The sequence below is a fragment of the Clostridium sp. MCC353 genome (genome assembly GCF_018785315.1).
GTDB lineage: Bacteria > Bacillota > Clostridia > Lachnospirales > Lachnospiraceae > CHH4-2.
The window spans coordinates 17395-38054 of the sequence record NZ_WQPN01000036.1; the positions used below are offsets into that span (position 1 = coordinate 17395).

General features: G+C 44.6%; 22 protein-coding genes. 21 read left to right on the plus strand and 1 reads right to left on the minus strand.

The annotated features are described in order from the left end of the window. The first annotated feature begins 43 nt into the window (after window positions 1-43). The 7 genes from GPL15_RS08660 to GPL15_RS08690 all read left to right on the plus strand — a co-directional run bounded on the left by GPL15_RS08660 (window position 44) and on the right by GPL15_RS08690 (window position 5500). Window positions 44-460: a DUF523 domain-containing protein gene (locus tag GPL15_RS08660; protein ID WP_215698030.1), complete on the plus strand. Its 417-nt coding sequence runs from the start codon at window positions 44-46 to the stop codon at window positions 458-460. Beyond that, the gene (gene coaE / locus GPL15_RS08665; RefSeq protein WP_215698032.1) at window positions 457-1032 is read left to right on the plus strand and encodes a dephospho-CoA kinase; all 576 of its coding nucleotides are present in this window, start codon (window positions 457-459) and stop codon (window positions 1030-1032) included. Before GPL15_RS08660 ends, coaE begins: the two co-directional genes overlap by 4 nt. Before the next feature lie 19 nt (window positions 1033-1051). After that, entirely contained in the window at window positions 1052-1849 is a 798-nt protein-coding gene (locus tag GPL15_RS08670; RefSeq protein WP_215698034.1) for an MBL fold metallo-hydrolase, read from the plus strand. Between the two features lie 68 nt (window positions 1850-1917). Next, window positions 1918-2190, plus strand: coding sequence for an ACT domain-containing protein (locus tag GPL15_RS08675; protein ID WP_215698036.1), 273 nt, complete (start codon window positions 1918-1920; stop codon window positions 2188-2190). A gap of 32 nt (window positions 2191-2222) precedes the next feature. Beyond that, window positions 2223-3587, plus strand: a complete 1365-nt coding sequence (locus GPL15_RS08680; protein WP_215698038.1) for a PFL family protein — start codon at window positions 2223-2225, stop codon at window positions 3585-3587. A gap of 11 nt (window positions 3588-3598) precedes the next feature. Beyond that, window positions 3599-4240, plus strand: coding sequence for a histidine phosphatase family protein (locus GPL15_RS08685; protein ID WP_215698040.1), 642 nt, complete (start codon window positions 3599-3601; stop codon window positions 4238-4240). A 96-nt stretch (window positions 4241-4336) separates the two neighbouring features. Then, window positions 4337-5500 (plus strand): SAM-dependent methyltransferase, encoded by a 1164-nt coding sequence (locus tag GPL15_RS08690; RefSeq protein WP_252198215.1) that lies wholly within the window; start codon window positions 4337-4339, stop codon window positions 5498-5500. On the opposite strand, the gene GPL15_RS08695 is transcribed toward GPL15_RS08690, so the two are convergent. Next, the gene (locus GPL15_RS08695) at window positions 5497-6726 is read right to left on the minus strand and encodes a nucleotidyltransferase (protein WP_215698042.1); all 1230 of its coding nucleotides are present in this window, start codon (window positions 6724-6726) and stop codon (window positions 5497-5499) included. The two genes, GPL15_RS08690 and GPL15_RS08695, sit on opposite strands and share 4 nt — an antisense overlap. A 214-nt stretch (window positions 6727-6940) precedes the next feature. Between GPL15_RS08695 and pta the strand changes: the two genes are divergently transcribed. The 14 genes from pta to GPL15_RS08765 all read left to right on the plus strand — a co-directional run bounded on the left by pta (window position 6941) and on the right by GPL15_RS08765 (window position 20545). Next, window positions 6941-7939, plus strand: a complete 999-nt coding sequence (gene pta / locus GPL15_RS08700) for a phosphate acetyltransferase (protein WP_215698044.1) — start codon at window positions 6941-6943, stop codon at window positions 7937-7939. A gap of 24 nt (window positions 7940-7963) precedes the next feature. Beyond that, window positions 7964-9160 (plus strand): acetate kinase, encoded by a 1197-nt coding sequence (locus tag GPL15_RS08705; protein WP_215698046.1) that lies wholly within the window; start codon window positions 7964-7966, stop codon window positions 9158-9160. An 88-nt stretch (window positions 9161-9248) separates the two neighbouring features. Continuing rightward, the gene (locus tag GPL15_RS08710) at window positions 9249-9776 is read left to right on the plus strand and encodes a DUF177 domain-containing protein (RefSeq protein WP_215698048.1); all 528 of its coding nucleotides are present in this window, start codon (window positions 9249-9251) and stop codon (window positions 9774-9776) included. Between the two features lie 2 nt (window positions 9777-9778). Further along, the gene (gene rpmF / locus GPL15_RS08715) at window positions 9779-9958 is read left to right on the plus strand and encodes a 50S ribosomal protein L32 (protein WP_015528925.1); all 180 of its coding nucleotides are present in this window, start codon (window positions 9779-9781) and stop codon (window positions 9956-9958) included. A 504-nt stretch (window positions 9959-10462) separates the two neighbouring features. After that, the gene (locus GPL15_RS08720; protein WP_215698050.1) at window positions 10463-11650 is read left to right on the plus strand and encodes an extracellular solute-binding protein; all 1188 of its coding nucleotides are present in this window, start codon (window positions 10463-10465) and stop codon (window positions 11648-11650) included. Next, window positions 11637-13478 (plus strand): sensor histidine kinase, encoded by a 1842-nt coding sequence (locus tag GPL15_RS27940; protein ID WP_215698052.1) that lies wholly within the window; start codon window positions 11637-11639, stop codon window positions 13476-13478. Before GPL15_RS08720 ends, GPL15_RS27940 begins: the two co-directional genes overlap by 14 nt. Beyond that, the gene (locus GPL15_RS08730; RefSeq protein WP_215698054.1) at window positions 13456-15018 is read left to right on the plus strand and encodes a response regulator; all 1563 of its coding nucleotides are present in this window, start codon (window positions 13456-13458) and stop codon (window positions 15016-15018) included. The genes GPL15_RS27940 and GPL15_RS08730 overlap by 23 nt, the downstream gene beginning before the upstream one ends. 123 nt (window positions 15019-15141) lie before the next feature. Then, on the plus strand, window positions 15142-15627 hold the full coding sequence (locus tag GPL15_RS08735) for a PTS sugar transporter subunit IIB (protein WP_215698056.1): 486 nt from the start codon (window positions 15142-15144) through the stop codon (window positions 15625-15627). Between the two features lie 15 nt (window positions 15628-15642). Further along, complete coding sequence (locus GPL15_RS08740) at window positions 15643-16488, plus strand: PTS sugar transporter subunit IIC (RefSeq protein WP_215698059.1); 846 nt, start codon at window positions 15643-15645, stop codon at window positions 16486-16488. Then, window positions 16485-17318, plus strand: coding sequence for a PTS system mannose/fructose/sorbose family transporter subunit IID (locus GPL15_RS08745; RefSeq protein ID WP_215698061.1), 834 nt, complete (start codon window positions 16485-16487; stop codon window positions 17316-17318). Before GPL15_RS08740 ends, GPL15_RS08745 begins: the two co-directional genes overlap by 4 nt. 14 nt (window positions 17319-17332) lie before the next feature. After that, the gene (locus GPL15_RS08750) at window positions 17333-18163 is read left to right on the plus strand and encodes a carbon-nitrogen hydrolase family protein (protein WP_215698064.1); all 831 of its coding nucleotides are present in this window, start codon (window positions 17333-17335) and stop codon (window positions 18161-18163) included. 2 nt (window positions 18164-18165) lie between these two features. Beyond that, the gene (locus GPL15_RS08755) at window positions 18166-18951 is read left to right on the plus strand and encodes a Cof-type HAD-IIB family hydrolase (RefSeq protein ID WP_252198222.1); all 786 of its coding nucleotides are present in this window, start codon (window positions 18166-18168) and stop codon (window positions 18949-18951) included. A gap of 20 nt (window positions 18952-18971) precedes the next feature. After that, window positions 18972-19391, plus strand: coding sequence for a hypothetical protein (locus tag GPL15_RS08760; protein ID WP_215698068.1), 420 nt, complete (start codon window positions 18972-18974; stop codon window positions 19389-19391). Between the two features lie 17 nt (window positions 19392-19408). Further along, the gene (locus tag GPL15_RS08765) at window positions 19409-20545 is read left to right on the plus strand and encodes a glycoside hydrolase family 88 protein (RefSeq protein ID WP_215698070.1); all 1137 of its coding nucleotides are present in this window, start codon (window positions 19409-19411) and stop codon (window positions 20543-20545) included. Window positions 20546-20660 lie beyond the last annotated feature (115 nt).

Sequence of the window (20660 nt, forward strand, 5' to 3'; positions counted from 1 at the left end):
ACGAAAATAGCTGTGTGTAATAACAAATGAAAAGGGTGAGTGGATGAATATTTTAGTCAGTGCCTGTTTATTAGGAGTTCAGTGCCGGTATGATGGGACCGGCGCATTATCAGAAGGAATAAAAAAGCTGATGGAGGAGCATACTCTGATTCCCGTATGCCCTGAAATTATGGGAGGGCTTGCAACCCCGAGAGATCCTGCGGAACGAAGAGGAGACAGAGTTTTAACCCAAAATGGCGCCGATGTGACGGATAATTATAAAAGAGGGGCGGAGGAAACACTGAAACTGGCAGAGCTTTACCAATGCAGATGCGCGGTTTTGAAAGAGAGAAGCCCCTCCTGCGGCTGCGGCCGCATCTATGACGGAACATTCAGCCGATGCCTTACCGATGGAAATGGAATGACGGCGGAACTTTTGTTAGAGCATGGAATAGAGGTAAAAGGAGAATCTCAGATATGAAACGGGTAATCGGTCTTACAGGAGGAATCGGATCTGGAAAAAGCAGGATTTTGGAAATTCTGCGGGAAGAATACGGGGCCAGAGTTATCCAGGCAGACGAAGTGGCCAGGCAGTTGGAAGAACCGGGCTGCGAAGGATACAACAAGATTATAGAAGCGCTTGGAACGGAATTTTTGGATGAGGATAAGAGCATTAACAGAGGAAAATTGTCACATTTGATTTTTAAGGATAAGTCGGCTTTGAACACGATTAATTCCATCATCCATCCCCTTGTGTGGCAGTCCATAAAGGAACAGATCAAATCCTCAGAGGCGTCTTTAATTGTTGTGGAAGCAGCACTTTTGGCAAAAAATGTGGATGACATTTACGATGAATTATGGTATGTTTATACATCAAGAGACAACCGCATCCGGCGGCTGGCTGAAAGCAGGGGCTATTCGGCGGAAAAAAGCATCAGCATTATGGATAACCAGCCGGATGATACGGAATTCTTTTCCTGCGCCAGCCAGGTGATTGATAATAATAAAAGCCTGGATGAGGTCAGAAAGCAGTTGAAAGAGATATTAGCATAATATAGAAGGAATTGAGCAGATGAGATTAGTGAGCATAGCCAGTGGAAGCAGCGGGAACTGCATCTATGTTGGCTCAGATAACAGCCACATCCTCGTAGATGCGGGAATCAGCAATAAAAGGATCGAACAGGGGCTGAATGAGATCGGTGTAAAAGGGAATGAGATCAATGGGATCGTAATCACCCATGAGCATTCCGACCATACGAAAGGTTTAGGTGTTCTGGCCAGAAAATACGGAGTGCCTATTTACAGTACAAGAGAGACTTTGGAGGAGATTTCCAATATGAAGTCCCTTGGGGAATATCCGGCGGAACTGTTTCATCCCATACAGCCGGATGTGGATTTTGAAATCGGTGATTTGAAGCTGAAGCCATTTTCCATTGACCATGACGCGGCCAATCCGGTGGCTTACCGCATTCAGTGCGGCAAGAAGTCGGTGGCGGTGGCTACCGATATGGGCCATTACGACCAGTACATTATTGAGCACCTTCAGGGGCTGGACGCCATTTTGCTGGAATCCAACCACGACGTGAATATGCTTCAGACCGGTCCTTATCCTTATTATCTGAAACGCAGGATTTTAAGCGATCACGGACATCTGTCCAATGAAAATGCCGGACGGCTTCTGAACTACATATTACATGATAATATTAAGAAAATTCTGCTGGGCCATTTGAGCAAGGAAAACAACTATGAAGAACTGGCCTATGAAACGGTAAAGCTTGAGATAAACCAGGGGGACAATCCGTTCCACGCGTCTGATTTTTCCATTACGGTTGCAAAGCGGGATCAGATGTCCGAGATTATCACACTGTAATTAATAGTAACAGTTCAGACAGATCTGAACCGTTAAAATTAATAACCATATTAAGAGGAGAAAAAATTATGAACAAGACAATCATTACGGTAGTAGGAAAAGACACAGTCGGTATTATCGCAAAAGTATGTAACTATCTGGCGGACACCCGGATTAATATTCTGGACATTTCCCAGACCATCGTTCAGGAATATTTTAATATGATGATGATTGTTGATATGGATAAGGCGACGAAACCATTTGAACAGGTCTCAGAAGAATTAGAAAAAGTGGGAGATGAAATCGGCGTTAAAATTAAATGCCAGAGAGAAGAAATCTTCACAAAGATGCACAGAATCTAATTAAATACGACCGAAAAGGATGGAAAAATCTTATGTTAAATATGTTTGAAGTGATTGAAACCAACAACATGATTGATCATGAAAAGCTGGATGTGAGAACGATCACCATGGGAATCAGCCTGTTGGACTGCTGTGATGACGATCTGGCTAAGTTAAATGAAAAGATATACAACAAAATCACCACTTACGCCAAGGACCTGGTATCCACCGGAGAAGCCATTGCCCGCGACTTCGGCGTGCCCATTGTGAATAAACGGATTTCTGTTACGCCTATCGCATTAATCGGCGGCTGTGCGTGCAAAACACCGGATGATTTTGTGACTTTGGCCCAGACCCTGGACCGGGCGGCCAAAACTGTGGGAGTTAACTTCATCGGCGGATATTCCGCTCTGGTGAGCAAAGGGATGACGCCTGCGGAAGAGAACCTGATCCGTTCCATTCCAAAAGCACTTGCGGCTACGGAACGTGTCTGCAGTTCTGTAAATGTGGGTTCCACCAAGACCGGCCTCAATATGGATGCGGTTCAGCTCATGGGGCAGATCGTACTGGAAACGGCAGAAGCCACCAGGGAAAATGATTCCCTGGGCTGCGCCAAGCTGGTGGTGTTCTGCAATGCGCCGGATGACAACCCATTTATGGCAGGCGCTTTCCACGGTGTGACGGAGGCGGATGCCATTATCAACGTGGGTGTCAGCGGCCCGGGAGTTGTGAAAGTAGCTTTGGAAAAGGCCAGGGGAGAGAATTTTGAAGTCCTCTGTGAAACCATAAAAAGAACTGCATTTAAGATCACCCGCGTAGGCCAGCTGGTAGCCCAGGAAGCCTCCAAACGGCTGGGCATACCATTTGGCATCATCGATCTTTCTCTTGCTCCCACACCGGCTGTGGGCGACAGCGTGGCGGAGATACTGGAAGAGATCGGCCTGGAACGTGTGGGCGCTCCCGGTACGACGGCAGCCCTTGCGATGCTCAATGACCAGGTGAAGAAGGGCGGCGTTATGGCTTCTTCTTACGTAGGCGGTTTGAGCGGAGCATTTATCCCGGTCAGCGAAGATCAGGGCATGATCGACGCGGTTTCTATGGGAGCTTTGACTTTGGAAAAGCTGGAAGCCATGACCTGTGTCTGCTCCGTAGGTCTGGATATGATCGCGATCCCTGGAAATACGCCTGCTTCAACGATTTCCGGCATCATCGCCGACGAAGCGGCAATCGGAATGATCAACCAGAAGACAACAGCAGTCCGTTTAATTCCTGTTATCGGCAAGACGGTGGGAGATACTGTAGAATTCGGCGGACTTTTAGGCTATGCTCCCGTTATGCCGGTCAACCCCTATTCCTGTGAGAAATTTGTAACAAGAGGCGGAAGGATTCCGGCTCCGATCCATAGTTTCAAGAATTAGGAGCTGCGCATATGAAGATTTATTTGATTCGTCACGGAAGACAATGCAGTAAGCTGTGCAACGTCAATGTGGATTTGGCTGAAGAAGGATACCGCCAGGCCGCTTTGCTGGGAGAACGTCTTGTAAAGGCCAATCCCCAGGTTGTGTACTCCAGTGATCTTTTGCGTGCCGTTCAGACGGCTGAGGCGGCTAATCTCTATTGGAATGTGGAACATCTCATACGGCCGGAGCTGAGGGAAATCTCATTCGGAGACATGGAAGGCATGGCTGATGAGGATATTGAAATAAAGTATGCCGATTTTAAACTCCGGCAGGACAGGATGGAAGAAGACCTGCCCTATCCGGGGGGAGAGTGCGGGGCCGATGTGGTAAAACGCATCCTTCCCGTCCTCTATGAAATCACACAGAGCGGATATGACCGGGCGGCAGTTGTGACCCATGGCGGCGTGATACGAAGCCTTACCTCTTATCTGATCGGCCTGGATCTGGCAAAGATGAGGATGCTGGGAAATGGGCTGGAAAACTGCAGCATTACGGAACTGGAATATCATCCCGGTAAAAAACGGTTCAATCTGCAGCGCTTTAATGATTATGCCCATCTTGAAAATTATCCCGAACTGCTCAGGAGCAGCTGGGTAGAGAAAGAAAACTAAAGGAAAACCACCTGGCTGTCAGGTGGTTTTTATGTTAAGATTATAAAAACAGGCCAATCACCTGTGATGAAAAATGATAACAGGAGTAAGAAGACATTGATAACAGATCGTAAATTACAAGATGCATTGGAATATTTTTTAAATGACCGCCTGATTCAGATTATCATCAGCAATCCTGTGGACAGAGATGGTTGTATGAAGGTGAAGATCCGCCCCCTTATGCTGAGGGGAGCGCTGACGTTTCAGGCGGAGGAATTTGTTGGAAAGCAGGCATTTCATAAGAATTTTACTCAGGAGGAAGCGGGAGATTATATAACCGGTCTTCTGGACGGCAGGTTCCGTCAGGCGGAGATTTCATCCCAGATGGGCAGCGGAACGGTTTTAGTGGGTAAAAAAGGTACGCTTACGGTTAAGTGCAAAAAAAGTGCCCAGCCTAAAATAACGGCTAATCCGCCGGTTTTGGATCACAACAGAAAGAAACGTTATGTTTTGGAAGAGGGGCGTCCTGTACCATTTTTGGAAGACTTGGGAGTTATGACTCCGGAAGGCATGGTGGTCCGTTCCAGATATGATAAGTTCCGCCAGATCAACCGCTTTTTGGAGTTCATCGAAGATATTCTGCCGCGTCTGGACAAGAATAAAGAAACCACCATCATCGATTTCGGGTGTGGAAAATCGTATCTGACCTTTGCCATGTATTATTATCTGAAGGAATTAAAGGGATATCCTGTGCGCATCATCGGCCTGGATTTAAAACGGGATGTGATAGACAGGTGCAGCAGATTAAGTGAAAAATACGGATTTGATCATTTGAATTTCTATTATGGGGATATCGCTTCCTATGAGGGCGTGGATCATGTGGATATGGTCGTAACCCTTCATGCCTGCGATACGGCGACGGATTATGCGCTGGCAAAAGCGGTGGACTGGGGGGCTTCCGTCATTCTTTCCGTTCCCTGTTGTCAGCATGAGTGGAATAAGCAGATGGAGAATGAACTGATGAAGCCTGTTTTTCAATATGGGCTGATTAAAGAGCGGATGGCCGCTCTTTATACAGATGCTTTGAGAGCTGAAATTCTGGAAAACCAGGGTTACCGTACCCAGATACTGGAGTTTATCGATATGGAGCACACTCCCAAAAATATTCTGATAAGGGCGGTCAAACAGGGAGAACGGAAGGACAACCGGAAAGAAATTCAGGCAGTTCTCGACTTTCTCCATGTGAAACCGACACTTGCCGGGCTGCTTTTGAAGGACTAAATCATGACAAAAGGCCTGGTATACTCATTTTTTACTGTGATTCCATATTTGGTATAGACGATGGAGTTATAGACATGAGAGGCATACAGATCCTGACTGAACATGGGCAGGAAAACAGCGTCGATGTAAGAGCCGGCTGCAGCGGGTTTTGTAATCAGCGGAAGAGAACTGTGTTTTTTAATACCGGTCAGAAGATCCGCTGATTCCTTTTTAAAACCGAGAACCCTGGCATAGCCGCAGTAACCCTTTTCCCGGTATGCGGCCGCGTCGGCTTGTCTGCTTCCCAAAATGAGATGGAGAAGGCATCGGCTGATACGGCTGTAGGTGTACTGCTTTGTTTTTAAATCCTCTGTCCGTTCCGTAAAAGATTTGAACTGTAAAAACAGGTTCCTGATCCTGCCGGCCAATTCTTCTGAAATGTCCAGATATTCGGTCAAATCCCCTCCATCCCGGATCAGGGTCAAAAGGGTGTAGTTCAGGATGGATGTCAGGTCGTCCGGAAAAACCGGCATACCCTGTAAAATGGCCTCCAAAACCTGTTCCGGAACCTGGGAAGCGATGGAAATAAGGCCATCCGGGCTGGCAAGCAGTTTCCGGATAGCTGTAGCGGATGCAAATTCCCCGGATAAGGAAAGGTCGTGGTAGCCATGGCCGTTTCTTTTGACGGTTACGGGAGTGATCCCGCTTTTTCTTCTCAAAAGAGCTTTGATGTATTCGATGCCCAGAATATTGTTGGGAGAGAGCAGTAAACTGCTTTCCAATGGGCTCAATGAAAGCCAGGAAGAGAGGGCTTTGGCCCGTGCATCGGGATAAGTCAGGCCGGAACGGATATAATCTTTTAATAATTCCTGATAATCTCCGTGTTCCTCAGCCAATACAGCGGCGATTTTAAACAGCGGCTGGACTTCTCCGCATTCGCTTCCAAAGCAGATGGAATCCACGATCCCAAGCTGGTCTAACAGGGCGACGCCGCAGGAGGCAAAATCCTCCGCGCTGCTGGTGGCGAAAACAGACGGCATTTCCAGAACCAGGTCGGCCCCGGATTTAAGGGCCATTAAAGAACGGGTGTATTTGTCATAGACGGCAGGAGCGCCGCGCTGGACAAAATCTCCGCTCATAATGACGATAACGTATTCAGCTCCGGTTAATTCCCGGGCTTTTTGGATATGATATAAATGACCGTTATGAAACGGATTATATTCTGCAATTAAACCGACAACCTTCATGTGTTTTCCCTTTCTTAACGCAGTTGTTCAAACATGGCTTAAAGTGAGTTTGAAAAGCGGTTATGAATTTATTATACGAGAGAATTATTATATGGTAAAGGATTATTGTTTGGACGGAAAAAAATACATGAAAATAGAAAAATATGGCTTGTATACAAAAAACAACTGGTATATAATATAGATAAATGCGAAAAGATGAAAGGGGTATTATATCATGGGATTTATTGATGTAATTAAAGCGAGAGCAAAACAAGACAAAAAAACTATCGTTCTTCCTGAGTCCATGGACAGAAGAACTTTTGTAGCGGCTGAACAGATTTTAAAGGAAGATTTGGCAAACCTGATTATTATCGGTACACCGGAAGAAGTGGCTGCCAACAGCGAAGGCTTAGATATTTCTAAAGCAACCATTGTAAACCCATTCACATATGAAAAAACACAGGAATACGTTGATTTATTTGTGGAACTTAGAAAATCCAAAGGCCTTACACCGGAAGATGCAAGAGCAACCATGATGAAGGACTACGCTTACTATGGCTGTCTGATGATTAAGAACGGGGATGCTGATGGTATGGTATCCGGCGCATGCCACTCAACAGCCAATACATTAAGACCATGCCTGCAGATTATCAAAACCAAACCAGGTACAAAATTAGTATCCGCTTTCTTCTTAATGGAAGTTCCAAACTGCGAATACGGCGAGAACGGAACATTTGTATTCGCTGACTGTGGCTTAAACCAGAATCCGAATCCGGAAGAACTGGCTGCAATCGCAGTTTCCTCCGCAGAGAGCTTCAAGATGTTAGTTGAAAAAGAACCAAAAGTTGCTATGCTGTCCCATTCCTCTATGGGAAGCGCTAAGCATGATGATGTGACAAAAGTGGTGGAAGCTACCAGAATCGCAAAAGAGGCCGCTCCTGAACTGGCTCTTGACGGAGAACTTCAGTTAGACGCAGCCATCGTTCCAAGCATCGGCGCTTCCAAGGCTCCGGAAAGCAAAGTTGCCGGACAGGCTAACGTGCTCGTATTCCCGGATCTGGATGCGGGTAATATTGGCTATAAGTTAGTTCAGAGACTTGCGAAGGCAGAAGCTTACGGCCCGATGTGCCAGGGTATCGCAAAACCTGTTAACGATTTGTCCAGAGGATGTTCTGCTGAAGACATCGTAGGCGTTGTGGCGATTACTGCCGTACAGGCTCAGGTAAACGAATAAGAATAAAAGGAGAAGTAATCAATTATGAAGATTTTAGTACTTAACTGCGGAAGCTCTTCTTTAAAATATCAGTTGATTGATATGGACAATGAAAGCGTAATCGCAAAGGGATTATGCGAAAGAATTGGTATTGAAGGATCAAAATTAACTCATGAACCGGCTGGTAAGGATAAATACGTGGTGGAAAACGCCATGCCAACCCATACGACGGCAATTAAGATGGTTATGGACGCCCTTCAGGATCCGGTTTACGGCGTTATCAAAGATACCAGCGAGATTTCAGCCGTTGGACACCGTGTTCTTCATGGCGGCACTGTTTACAGCGATTCCATCATTGTTAACGACGATGTTAAGAGAGTGATCCGTGAATGCTTCGATTTAGGACCTCTTCATAATCCTGCAAACTTAATGGGTATTGAAGCATGTGAAGAAGCTATGCCGGGAACTCCTAATGTGGCAGTATTTGATACCGCATTCGGTATGGCAATGCCTGAGAAAGCTTATATGTACGCAATTCCTCATGAATATTATGAGAAATACGGCATCAGAAGATATGGTTTCCACGGAACCAGCCACAGCTTTGTTTCAAAAGAAGCTATCCGGTTTGGCGGCCTGGATCCTGAAACAGCAAGAGTTATCGTATGCCACCTCGGAAACGGAGCCAGCGTATCCGCATCCATTGGCGGCAAATGTGTGGACACCAGCATGGGACTTACACCTCTTGAGGGACTTATTATGGGAACCAGAAGCGGTGATATCGATCCGGCAGTTGTTCAGTTCATCTGCAACAAAGAGGGAAAAGACGTCAACGAGCTTTTGAATATCCTGAATAAGAAATCAGGTGTTTTAGGAATGAGCGGAGGAATTTCCAGCGATTTCCGTGATATTGAAAAAGCAAAAGCAGAAGGAAACCATCTGGCAGAAGTGGCCCTGGACGCATTTATCTATCGTGTTATTAAATACATCGGCGCTTATACGGCAGCGATGAATGGTGTGGATGCAATCGCGTTTACAGCCGGAGTTGGCGAGAACGATAAAACCGGAAGAAAGAACATCTGCAGCTCTTTAGCATATCTTGGCGTAAAGATTGATGACGAAGCCAATGATGTCCGCGGAAAAGAGAGAGTGATCTCAGCAGCCGATTCCAAAGTAAAAGTTATGCTGATCCCAACCAACGAAGAACTTGCCATTGCAAGAGAAACATTGGAATTGGTAAAATAATCAAAGAATCTGTTGACAAATTTAAACCGCGTGTGTATAATAGCAGAGGTGCGTATAGCTCCTGATATTAACCTATAAGGAGAGTTGTATGCTTATTAACTTGTCTGAGTTGTTTACCAGTGAAGGAAAAGAGAAGATCTACGTACAAGATATTGAGATGAAGCAGTTTCATGCCCCGGATGGTGTGTATGATATTGTCGATGCAGAGCCGGTGACTTTAAAGGTCAGGAATCTGGGCGACCGTACATTGTTTCTGGAAGGGAAGGCAAAACTTTCTCTGATGATACCGTGTGGACGCTGTCTTGATCCTGTGAGGAATGACTTTGATTTATCAATAGAAGCTTCTTTAGATATGAAACAGACTGAAGAAGAGCGGATCGAAGAACTGGATGAGCAACCCTACGTAAGTGGTTATAATCTGGATGTAGACCAGTTAGTTTGTAATGAACTGCTGCTGAACTTACCTATGAAAGTCCTGTGCGATGAAGATTGCAAAGGGATTTGTAATAGATGTGGAGCGAATCTCAATCATGAGACTTGCGACTGTGATAGGAGTTCGCTAGACCCAAGAATGTCGTTGATCCAGGATATTTTTAATCAGTTTAAGGAGGTGTAACCATGTCTATCTGTCCAAAGAATAAATCTTCAAAAGCTAGAAGAGATAAACGTAGAGCAAACTGGAAGATGAGTGCTCCAAACTTAGTTAAATGCAGCAAATGCGGAGAACTTATGATGCCACACAGAGTTTGCAAAGCTTGCGGATCTTACAATAAGAGAGAAATCGTAAGCGTTGACTAATTTTAGATTAGTACCATAAAAGTGCTCTATAAGCAGCATAAAATCAAGGTTTTTCATTTTCGTGGAAAACCTTGATTTTATGCTTTTTTCGCCTTTTGGCGAAAAGGCGAAAAATAAGTTGTTTTGTGGAGATTTTGGAGTGCACACCCGATATGCTGGGAGAGCGCTTGAATGGCATTCAAGAGGTCATGGGTTCGAATCCCACTATCTCCACTTAAAACAATAAACCGCAGGCATAAAAGCTTGTGGTTTTGTTTTAACTTAGAGACCGGATACTTGATAAAAGTAAAGGGTTACTGGAATATCCCTGGTAAGGGAATTTGTTTCAGGTGGAAAAAGGAAGAAGTATGGAATTGAATCGGATGGACTGGTAAATGGAGATAGATGATAAAATATGGAGCGGATATGATGAGAAGAACGTTATGCAGCGTCAGCCTGATACTCTCTATGGCAATCCTGGCCGCCTGTGGACATGGGCAAACGGGTAAACTGGACGTTTTGGAAGTGGAAGAAAAACAGGTGCCTTTGGAGGTGTTGATATCAGGAGGTGATGCATCCTGGCAATCCTGCATGGAGGAAGTTGCCAGAGATTATATGGCGCTTCATCCTGATCAGGAGATACAGATAAAACAGGTTATTAATATTGAGGGTGAGGATTATAAGAGCAGTCTTGCAGTGATGGATGCCCTTGGCGAGTTCGATGGCATTGTCGAGATGAGAAATGTAGAACTTTATAAGCAGGCAGAAAAAATCGTCCCACTTCCCAGTGAAGTGACTGACCTCTTAAAGACTTGTACTGTTATTGATGGACAGGTTTATGCTGTTCCACGGTTTTATGCTTGCCGGGGAATTATCTATAATAAAAAGCTATTCCAGGAATATGGTCTGGCAGTTCCGGAAACATATGAAGAATTTCTACAATTATGTGAAAATCTAAAACGAAAGAATATGCCCCCTCTTGTGATTGGCGGTGGAACACTTTGGCATATGGATTTTTGGCTGAATGGGTTGTATTCTAACCGGATCCGCATGGAGGATGAAGAGTGGATCAGCCACCGGAATGAAGGTACGGTGAGTTGGCAGGATGAAAATCCTAAAAACCTTTTGGCGGACTTTAAAGAATTGTTTCGCAAGGGATATGTGCAGAGTGAATACCGGACCACCACAGATAGTCAGACCATTGAAGTGCTTGTTGATGGAAAGGCCGCTATGCTATATTCTGGTACCTGGATGTTTGCCCAGATTTTAAAAGCAGCACCGGATTTTGAAATTGGCTGGTTTTTTCTGCCAAATAACAGTCAGAACCCAGTTGTCGAGTTAGAAGAGAATATCGGCTGGTCCATTACGACTGCCTGCAAAGAAGATTCGATAAAATACCAGACTGCGGTTGATTTTCTGAAGTTTTATTATAGTAAGGAAGAATATGGTAAAGTCGTGGCATCGATGAATGGAATTCCGGCAGTGAAGGAGGCCATTTCCTATGATTGTATTCCGGCACAGCAGGCTGTTATAGCCGCAGCACAGGCACATGGTGTTATGGAAGGGCCGACAATCAGTACCGGAAATACTCCGGAAGGCTTTGCTATTAGTTGTTATGATGTTATGCTGAAGTTGGCAGATGGTGATTATACGGTGGACGAAGCGGCCAGACAGTTAGACATGGCATGGGAGGAGAAACGTGGAGAAAATTAAGAAAAAGAAACCATATGTCAGCATCTTTGTAAAGCTGGCAGTGATTTTTTTTGCAGCAGGGCTGATACCGCTTCTGTTTTTAAGCCGCTTCTTCTTTTCTGAATTTGTAGACAATATGGAGACCGAAACCATAAAGAATGGCAAAACAACGTTGGAATATGCAGGGAGTTTTGTTGATGACTGGCTGGAAAAGTGGGGAGAATTAACGGTTTCTATGTACACAAGGCCCATTGCGGAGCGAGGGTATCTGATTGACGTGTTGACGGATGAGTCGATCCAGCCATCAGAAAAATCGGTGGCAATGCGACGATTTCTGTTGGATATGGCTTCTGATAGCCAGATTACCAGTGTTCGTTTTCTAGAAAGGAATGGTAATCTTTACTATGTCAGCAATAAACCGGGGAAAATTCTGGATTCTGAGGCAGCAGTAGTTTGGAAGCAGCAGGAACTTAGCGGCCGACGGATGGAAAAAACAATACGCTTGCTACCGGCACATACGGATTCGTATTTCAAAACAGTTGAGGATCAGGTCATTACGATAGAGCGGAATTTTTATGATGTCAGGAGTATAAAAAATGTAGATCAGTGTCTGGGCACACTTTACATTGATGTTAGTCAGGAATCGATCAATCAGATTATGGATAGTATTGATATTGGCGACAAAAGTGGATTTTATATTATGAATGAGGCAGGCGAAGAAATCTATCACAACAAACGAGTGGAATCTTTGAGCCCGGAGGTGAGTTCATTGATCGCTGGCTATTCGGATGCAGAATATGGAACACTTCAGAATCAGGAATCATATTACCATTACCAGAAACATGGCGACAGCGGATGGATCAGTGTGGTTTCCGTTCATAAAGAAGATGTTCTAAACCGCGTCAAGATGACAAAGCAGTATATTATGATTACGCTTTCAGCCAGCTGCCTGATTTTAGTCCTGATCTATGTGGGATTTTCCAAATGGATTACGATTCCGATCCAAAAGCTGAAGGATGGAATGGAACAAATTCAAAAGGGTTACCTGGACACTCGGATAAAGATCGGCAGGAATGATGAAATCGGACTTCTTGGCGAGGGTCTCAATGAGATGGCAGCCCAATTGGAAACCTATATTGAGCAGGTATATGGCGCAGAGCTTCGTCAGCGGGAGGCGGAACTGAACGCGCTAAAGACCCAGATCAAACCACATTATCTTTATAATACACTGGATATCATCAGAATGACTGCTTTGACCAATGAGGATATGCAGACAGCCCGGATGATTGAAAGTCTGGCGGGCCAATTGCGCTACTTAATTGGCAGCAGCAGCGATAAAGTGTGTCTGGAGGAAGAACTGCAGAATATAAAAAATTATTTCACTATGATTAAAATTCGTTATGAGGAACGGTTTGATTTAAAACTATCGGTTCCGGAACGACTGCAGAAGGCGATGATTTTAAAACTATCGATTCAACCTTTTGTGGAGAATGCAGTTGCCCATGGCCTTAAATTTAAGACGGGGCAAGGCATGGTATGGATATCAGCCAGGCAAAATGAAGATATACTGGAACTTACGGTTATGGATGATGGTGTTGGAATTCAGCCGGAAAAGCTTGCCAAACTTCAGTCGCAGATAGATTGTGTAGAAGGTACAGCCGAGCTCTCAAAGGCTTCTGGTGGAGTTGGAATTTGTAATGTTCAGGAACGAATCAGAAAGAATTTTGGGCCACAGTATGGTATTGAAATAAAGAGTACAGAGCAGACCGGGACGATTGTTATTTTGCGCTTCCCCTGCCTGTTCTTTCCGGAAGGAGGAGTGACCAATGTACCGGGTAGTACTGATTGATGATGAAACATTGATTTTAAAGGGGCTGCGCCGCTTGATCCCATGGGAAGAACTGGGGTTTTCCATTGTTGGTGAGGCTGTCGATGGGAAAGAAGCGCTATTGGTAATCCAGCGGGAGCAACCGGATATTGTTATCTCTGATATTGCTATGCCGAATCTGGATGGACTGGAAATGTTAAGGCAGCTAAGAGAATGGGGGATGACGGTCAGAACCATTTTTTTAAGTGGATACCAGGAGTTTTCTTATGCTCGGGATGCATTGGTCTATGGAGCACTGGATTATTTATTAAAGCCGGTAACCGGTGAGGAGTTGATCCGGGCATTGGAGAAAGCGGCTGATCAAATCAGACAGGAGCAGTCATGTCACATGCTAAGGCGTGAAGATGGTCCGGAAGAACTTTTGTTTCAGAAAATCTTGTCGATGAAGGCAGAACCGGAAGCACTGGCAGTTGCGCTAAAAGAACGGGGATATAGCGGGGAAGGCTATTATGGTGTTTTTTTACGCCTATTTCGTAAAAGAACCAGTGACAAACAGGAAGAGAACTTCAGCTTGCTAAAATTTGAAATATATAGTTGGCTGGAACATTCTCTGGAAAAGGACCATGTAGGCATTATTTTAAAAAAAGATTCCACGTCTTGCTTTTTTCTTTTAATGGCGCCGGAAAATCCGAATCAGATAAAAAAGATACTTTTAGAACTGGTAGATGAGATTCAGAGCCGGTACAGCGTGATTGTTACGATTGGAACAGGGGGATGGCAAAAGGACATTGCTAATGTCAGATATTTATATACCACTGCCAGATTCACATCGGAACTATATTATTTTACGGAGAAAAAATATATCTGTTATGAGGAAGTACAAAAAGATTATACTCATTCGCTGGAGGAGTATCAGGCCAGTTTGGATGATCTGAAAAAGGAATTGCTTAAAACATATGATTTTGAACATATTTTAGAGCGTATAATAGAATGCGTTGATCTGCTTGGCAATATTTATTATGGCAATCGTGATTCTGTCGTTAATGCAGTTATCCTGATGGCGGGAGAGGTCTTTGGTGCACTTACCGAATGTGGACTGGTGAATGAAGAGTACCGGACGGGTGAAGAGGAATTTCTAAATGGGATCAGACAGCGGATTTCGTTTCGTGATTTGAAGAGTGCTGTCAATGATTATTATAGTCAGTTGTTTTTGAAAATCCGTCTGATGTATCGGCAGCGGGAATCTTTGGAAATAAAGAAAATCAAGCAATATATTCAGGAACATTTCCGAAACAATATCACGCTTGAGGATGTGGCTGGTTTGGTAGGAATGAATGCCAGTTATATGAGTGTCTTTTTTAAAAAAGAAACCGGTCAGAATTTTAAAAGCTATCTGACAGAGGTGCGTATGAAAGAAGCAATCCGTTTGATGAACAGTACAGATATGAAAGCATATGAACTGGCGGAGGCTGTGGGCTACAAAGATGACAAGCAGTTCCGGGAGAAATTCAGGGAATTATATCAGATGTCCCCCCGGCAGTACAAGAATAGAAAATTATAAAAACAGGGATAAATTTAGAAAATGAGGTGCAAAATTTGGCAGCACCTCATTTTTTATTGCTGCTTTCCGGAATGCATGTTATGTTGAGGCAGAAAAATAATCAATATAGCAGGAGGAAAAACCATGATAAAAATGTTGCGAATTGATGACCGTATGGTTCATGGGCAAATTGCTGTTCTTTGGACGAAACAACTTGATGTCACGCATATCCTGGTCGCAAATGATAAGGTGGCTCAAAATGACATTCAGAAAGCTTCCCTAAAGATGGCGGCCCCGGCCAGTGTTAAGTGCAGTATCCTTTCGGTTGAAGACGCGGTTAGTGTGGCAACTGACCAGAGAGCAGAGAATTTTAAAATTCTCATGTTGGTAAATAATACTGCAGATGCCAGAACAATTGCCGAACGGATTAAGGGGATTGAGGTATTCAATGTGGGAAATTATGGACTGATTGGAGAGAATGTATCCGCAAAAAGAAAACTGGGAGATACCTTTTATGTGGATGAAAAGGACGTGGAAAACTTAAAAGCAGTTATCGGCACAGGTGTTAAATCGGTTTATCAGCTGGTTCCAACAAAACCGGCGGAACCGCTGCAGGATTTGCTGAAATAGGAGAGGGGAAAGATTATGATAGTACAGGCATTATTTGTTGCACTGGTAATGTATTTTGCTAAATTTACGGATTGGGTTGGACAACTGGGGGTGCGGCCGCTTGTGTTAAGCGCTTTGGTCGGGCTGGTGCTGGGACATCCGGTGGAAGGTGTGATTCTGGGAGCGAGTCTGGAACTGGTATTTATCGGTGCAATTCAAATTGGTGGTTCGGTACCGCAGGATTTTATATCAGGAGCAATTTTGGGATCAGCTTTTTCCATCCTGCTGGGCCAGGATTCCAGTGTTGCAGTTACACTGGCAGTTCCTATTTCTCTGGCTGCAACAATGCTGTTCCAATTGGAAACGATTGTTTGGACTGCTCTTGTACCCGTATTTGACCGGTTTCTGGAAGAGAAGAATTATAAAAAATATGCGATACTACATTATACAGAGGCCTTGATTCATCCAATTCCGTACTGCCTGATCACTTTTTTGGCGATTGCATTTGGCACGGAAGGAATCCAGTCGTTTATCAATGGATTACCAGTTTGGGTCATGAATGGTTTTGCCGTCGCTTCAGGTATCCTGCCAGCGCTTGGTTTTGCCATGCTGTTGAAAATGCTATGGGATAAAACGATTATCTGCTTTTTCTTTTTTGGCTTTTTTACAGTTAAGTATTTTACCTTATTTATGAATATAAGTGTTGGAGAAGGCGGAGCTGGTTTTTCGGCTTCTTCCATGACGATGCCTATGGCGATTCTGGCAGGCTGTATTGCTGTGTTTTTCTTTTTCCAGGATAGTGAGCGGCGAAAGAGTATGGCGGCGGGCCAGGGCAGCCAAAAGGAACAGATTACGGATGAAAGGGAGGATTTTTTTCAATGAGTGGGACAAAGACAGGCATTTTTCAATTAGAAAAAGGGGAAAAGAAGACGATCAGTACATTGTTCTGGCGAAGTATGTGGCTGTTGGTTGGCATTAACTGGGTAAGGATGCAAGGCATTGTGGTAGCATGGGTACTGGAACCGATTTTGCGGAAAATATATAAAGATGATGACCAGTATTACGCCGCATTAAAACGCCACTCAGTATTTTTCAACACAACACCGCAGATGGCTCCCTTTATTCTGGGGCTGGCTGTTTCGATGGAAGAAGAAAATGTAAAGAATCCGGAAGGGTTTGATGTAGAGTCCATTAATGGTATCAAAGTGGGATTGATGGGGCCATTTGCCGGAATTGGTGATTCTTTCTTTGTTGGTACGTTCCGTATCATCGCAACCGGCCTTTCTTTGGGGCTCTGTCAGCAGGGGAGTTTTCTGGGGCCGATTCTGTTTATGCTGGCGTTTAATATTCCGGCCATGGCATTCCGGTGGTTTGGCGGTATTCTTGGATATAAGCTAGGAGGTTCTTACATAACGAAAGCAACACAGTCCGGGCTGATTATATCGATTACAAAATCTGCGGCAATTATGGGGTTGATTATGATTGGTGTATTATCTGCTCAATCAGTTAATTTTTCCTTTGCAATAGAACCACAAATCGGCGGTCAGGTCTTGAACCTTCAAGGCTATCTGGATCAGATTTTGTTGGGCTTAATTCCCATCAGTTGTGTTCTGGGGTGCTATCATATGCTGAAAAAGAAAGTGAATCCAATTTATATTATTATCGGAATTCTGGCAGTGTCATTTGTATTTTCTTTCTTTGGGATTGCATAGCGATGAGGATTGGATTGATTCAGACAAAGCAAAATCAGAACTATGACTTTCACCAAAAGGGTTGTTTTGAAACAGTGGAAGAAGCCCGGAAAAACCAAAGCGCAATGGTAGAAAAAACAATTGCTATGGTGGAAGCAGCAGGGAAAAAGGGCTGCGATCTGGTGGTGACACCAGAGGCAATTAATTTTCCGGGTTTAAAGCGATTTCATGGCGGGGATCTGGAAGATCTGGTTCCCGATATGTCAGATGTGCTATGGGAACGTCTTGGTAGTCTGGCCAAAAAGGGGAGCTTTTGGCTAGCGGCCGGAGCGTTTTTGAAGCGTCAGAAAATGGACGGAACATATGGCTGCTATAACAGTGCGGTAATCTTTGATGCAGAGGGAAAAATTGTATCCGTCTATGATAAGATTCACACTGGCAGGGATGAGGGGATTGAAAGTGGAGATCACTATCTTGTGTTTGCCATGCCAGAGGGTAATGTGGGAATCTGCATTTGCTGGGATATTCAGTTCCCGGAAACGGCAAGGGAACTGGCATTGAGAGGGGCGGACTTAATCATAGTTCCAACATGGGGCTGGGAATCGCTTTATTCCACTGCCAGAGCCTATGAAAATGGAATATTTGTTGCCGCTGCAATGGGCGTTCCGTATAAAAAACCGATTGATGGAGTGCGGACCCCCAGCCAGGTCATTGGGCCGGATGGCCGGATTCTGGCTACAGGCCCCGCTGATGGTGATGCAGTTATCATTTGCGATATTGAATTAAGGGAAACGAAAAAGTATAAAGAACTCCGGATGGGGGATCGGCGGCCGGATACGTATACCATGATAGGAGCGAGGTGGTAAGAATGAAAAAGTTGCTGTGCGTGGACCTGGATGGTACTCTTCTAAATTGTAAAAAAGAGTTAACGGAGGAAAATCGGCAGGCAGTCAGACTTGCCTATGAACGTGGTATGGAAATTTGTATTGCTTCCGGAAGAACGTATGGGGCAGCCTCTGCCTATTTAAAGGAAATGGGAATTGAGGGGAGTGTTGTGGCTTTAAATGGAGGCCAGGTGGTACACAGAGACGTGGAAATTCTACGTGAGACGATGGCGGCAGAAGTAGTCCGGGCAGCGGCCCGGATTATTTTGGCAACAGGGGCATGTGGATATTTTAATGATGGCAGCCGGACAATCGTAGTAAATGGTTCTCAAAAGTGGAAGGGATCGAACCCGCAGCCAATGGAATTTTTATCGGACGAGGAGTTGATTCACTGGTTGGAATCTGAACAAACAGGAATCATTAAAGTCAGCATTCAGGAAAGCGATGGGGAAAGGCTGGAGATGATACGCAGCTGTTTGTCTGGCCTGGAGGCATCGATTGCAAAATCTGATGTGGATTATTTGGATGTCTATGGTAAACAACAATCAAAATGGACCGGGATTGAGGCGCTGCTTCGGCATTTAAACATTAAGGCTGCCGATTGTGTTGCGTTTGGTGACAATGAAAATGATTATGAAATGATAAAACACAGCGGTCTTGGTATTGTCATGAGCAATGGAACTGAGAAACTAAAAGCGCTGGCGGATCGTATTACTTCGAGTAACGAAGAAAACGGCGTTGCCAACGGACTTTATAAGTGGGTATTGTGATAAGAAGGAGATTATTAGATATGGACAAGAAGAAAATGATACTAGTGTCGCATGGAAAGCTGGCAGAGGGAATGCTGCATTCGGTGCAGATGATTGTTGGGGAGAACAGTGATTTATCCGCTATGGGGATGCTGCCGGGAGAACATTACCAGCCAATGGTTGATACAATTGAACAGGAATTAATCAATCATCCGGATACACAATATCTTGTAGTGGCTGATTTGCTGGGAGGCAGTGTCTGCAATGGCATGACAATGCTGACCGGTTATCCGAATATGAAGTTGGTTGCGGGAATGAATATGGGACTTGTGATAGCACTTTTACTGTCGCCGGGGGCTTTGAGTGATGAGGCGATTGATGACGCGATTGCCCAGACTGTTTCGATGAATCACAGGGTGGTACTGGAAATGAAAACAGGGGACAAAGAGGATTTCTTTTAAAAGAGCAGGAGAGCGAAATGAAAGAGTGGATGAGTGAAGCGGATCAGAAGTGGGCAGAAGAAATATATCAGAAACTGGTCATAAAACTGAAGGCGGAATGTAATCGGATTGGCGGTAAAATTCCATATATAGCAAAAAATGGTATTTATCAAGAAGATAAATCAGAAACGGATATCACTTGGTGGACCAACGGATTTTGGGCAGGTATGATGTGGCAGATGTATCACGCTGCAGGGGATGAGCAATATCGAGAGGCAGCAGAAGAGGTTGAGAAAAAACTGGATCAGGCTTTTGATGTATATACGGGTTTGCATCATGATGTTGGATTTATGTGGCTCCATTCGGCAGTAGCGGATTACCGTTTGACTGGGAGTGAACGTTCTTTGGCCAGAGGGCTTCATGCTGCGCATTTGCTGGCTGGTCGTTATAATCCACGAGGTAAATTTTTGCGATCATGGAATAAGGATCGGCCGGGTTGGGTAATTGTGGACAGTATGATGAATATTCCGTTACTCTATTGGGCGGCAGAGGTGACAGGAGATCCACGGTTTCGTTACATTGCTATGGATCATGCCGATACGGTAATGCAATATACAGTCCGTGGTGATGGTTCCTGTAATCATATTATTGTTTTGAATCCGGAAAATGGTGAACTTCTGGATACTCCAGGCGGCCAGGGCTATGGGTGCGGTTCCGCTTGGTCAAGAGGTCAGGCGTGGGCGATTTATGGATTTGCTTTAAGTTATCGCCACACGGAAAGACCAGAGTATTTGGCCACGGCAAAGAAGGTGGCTCATTATTTTATGGCTCAGACAGATGCAACGGAAGGCGTGGCGCTGCTTGATTTCAGGGCTCCTGCAGAACCGGTTTACTGGGATTCTACAGCGGGTGTTTGCGCGGCATGCGGCATGTTGGAGATCGCTTCCCATGTGCAGGATTTGGAAAGATCATTCTATGTGAATGGTGCAATGCGCATTTTAAAGGCTACTGATAGGAAATTCTGCAACTGGGACGATCAATATGATTCTATTGTTCAGATGGGATCGGGTTCCTATATGACGGAGTATGACAGACATGTACCGATTATTTATGGTGATTATTTTCTGATGGAAGCAGTCCTAAAGCTTTTGGGAAAGGGATTTTTGATCTGGTAACAATTCATGGATACCTGAATGTTGATCTCAGGTATGAGGACGATTTACATTAATGCTGATTATACTTGATTGTGTTTTGGGAATTACCCAAGAATAATGTATTAAAAAGGATGGA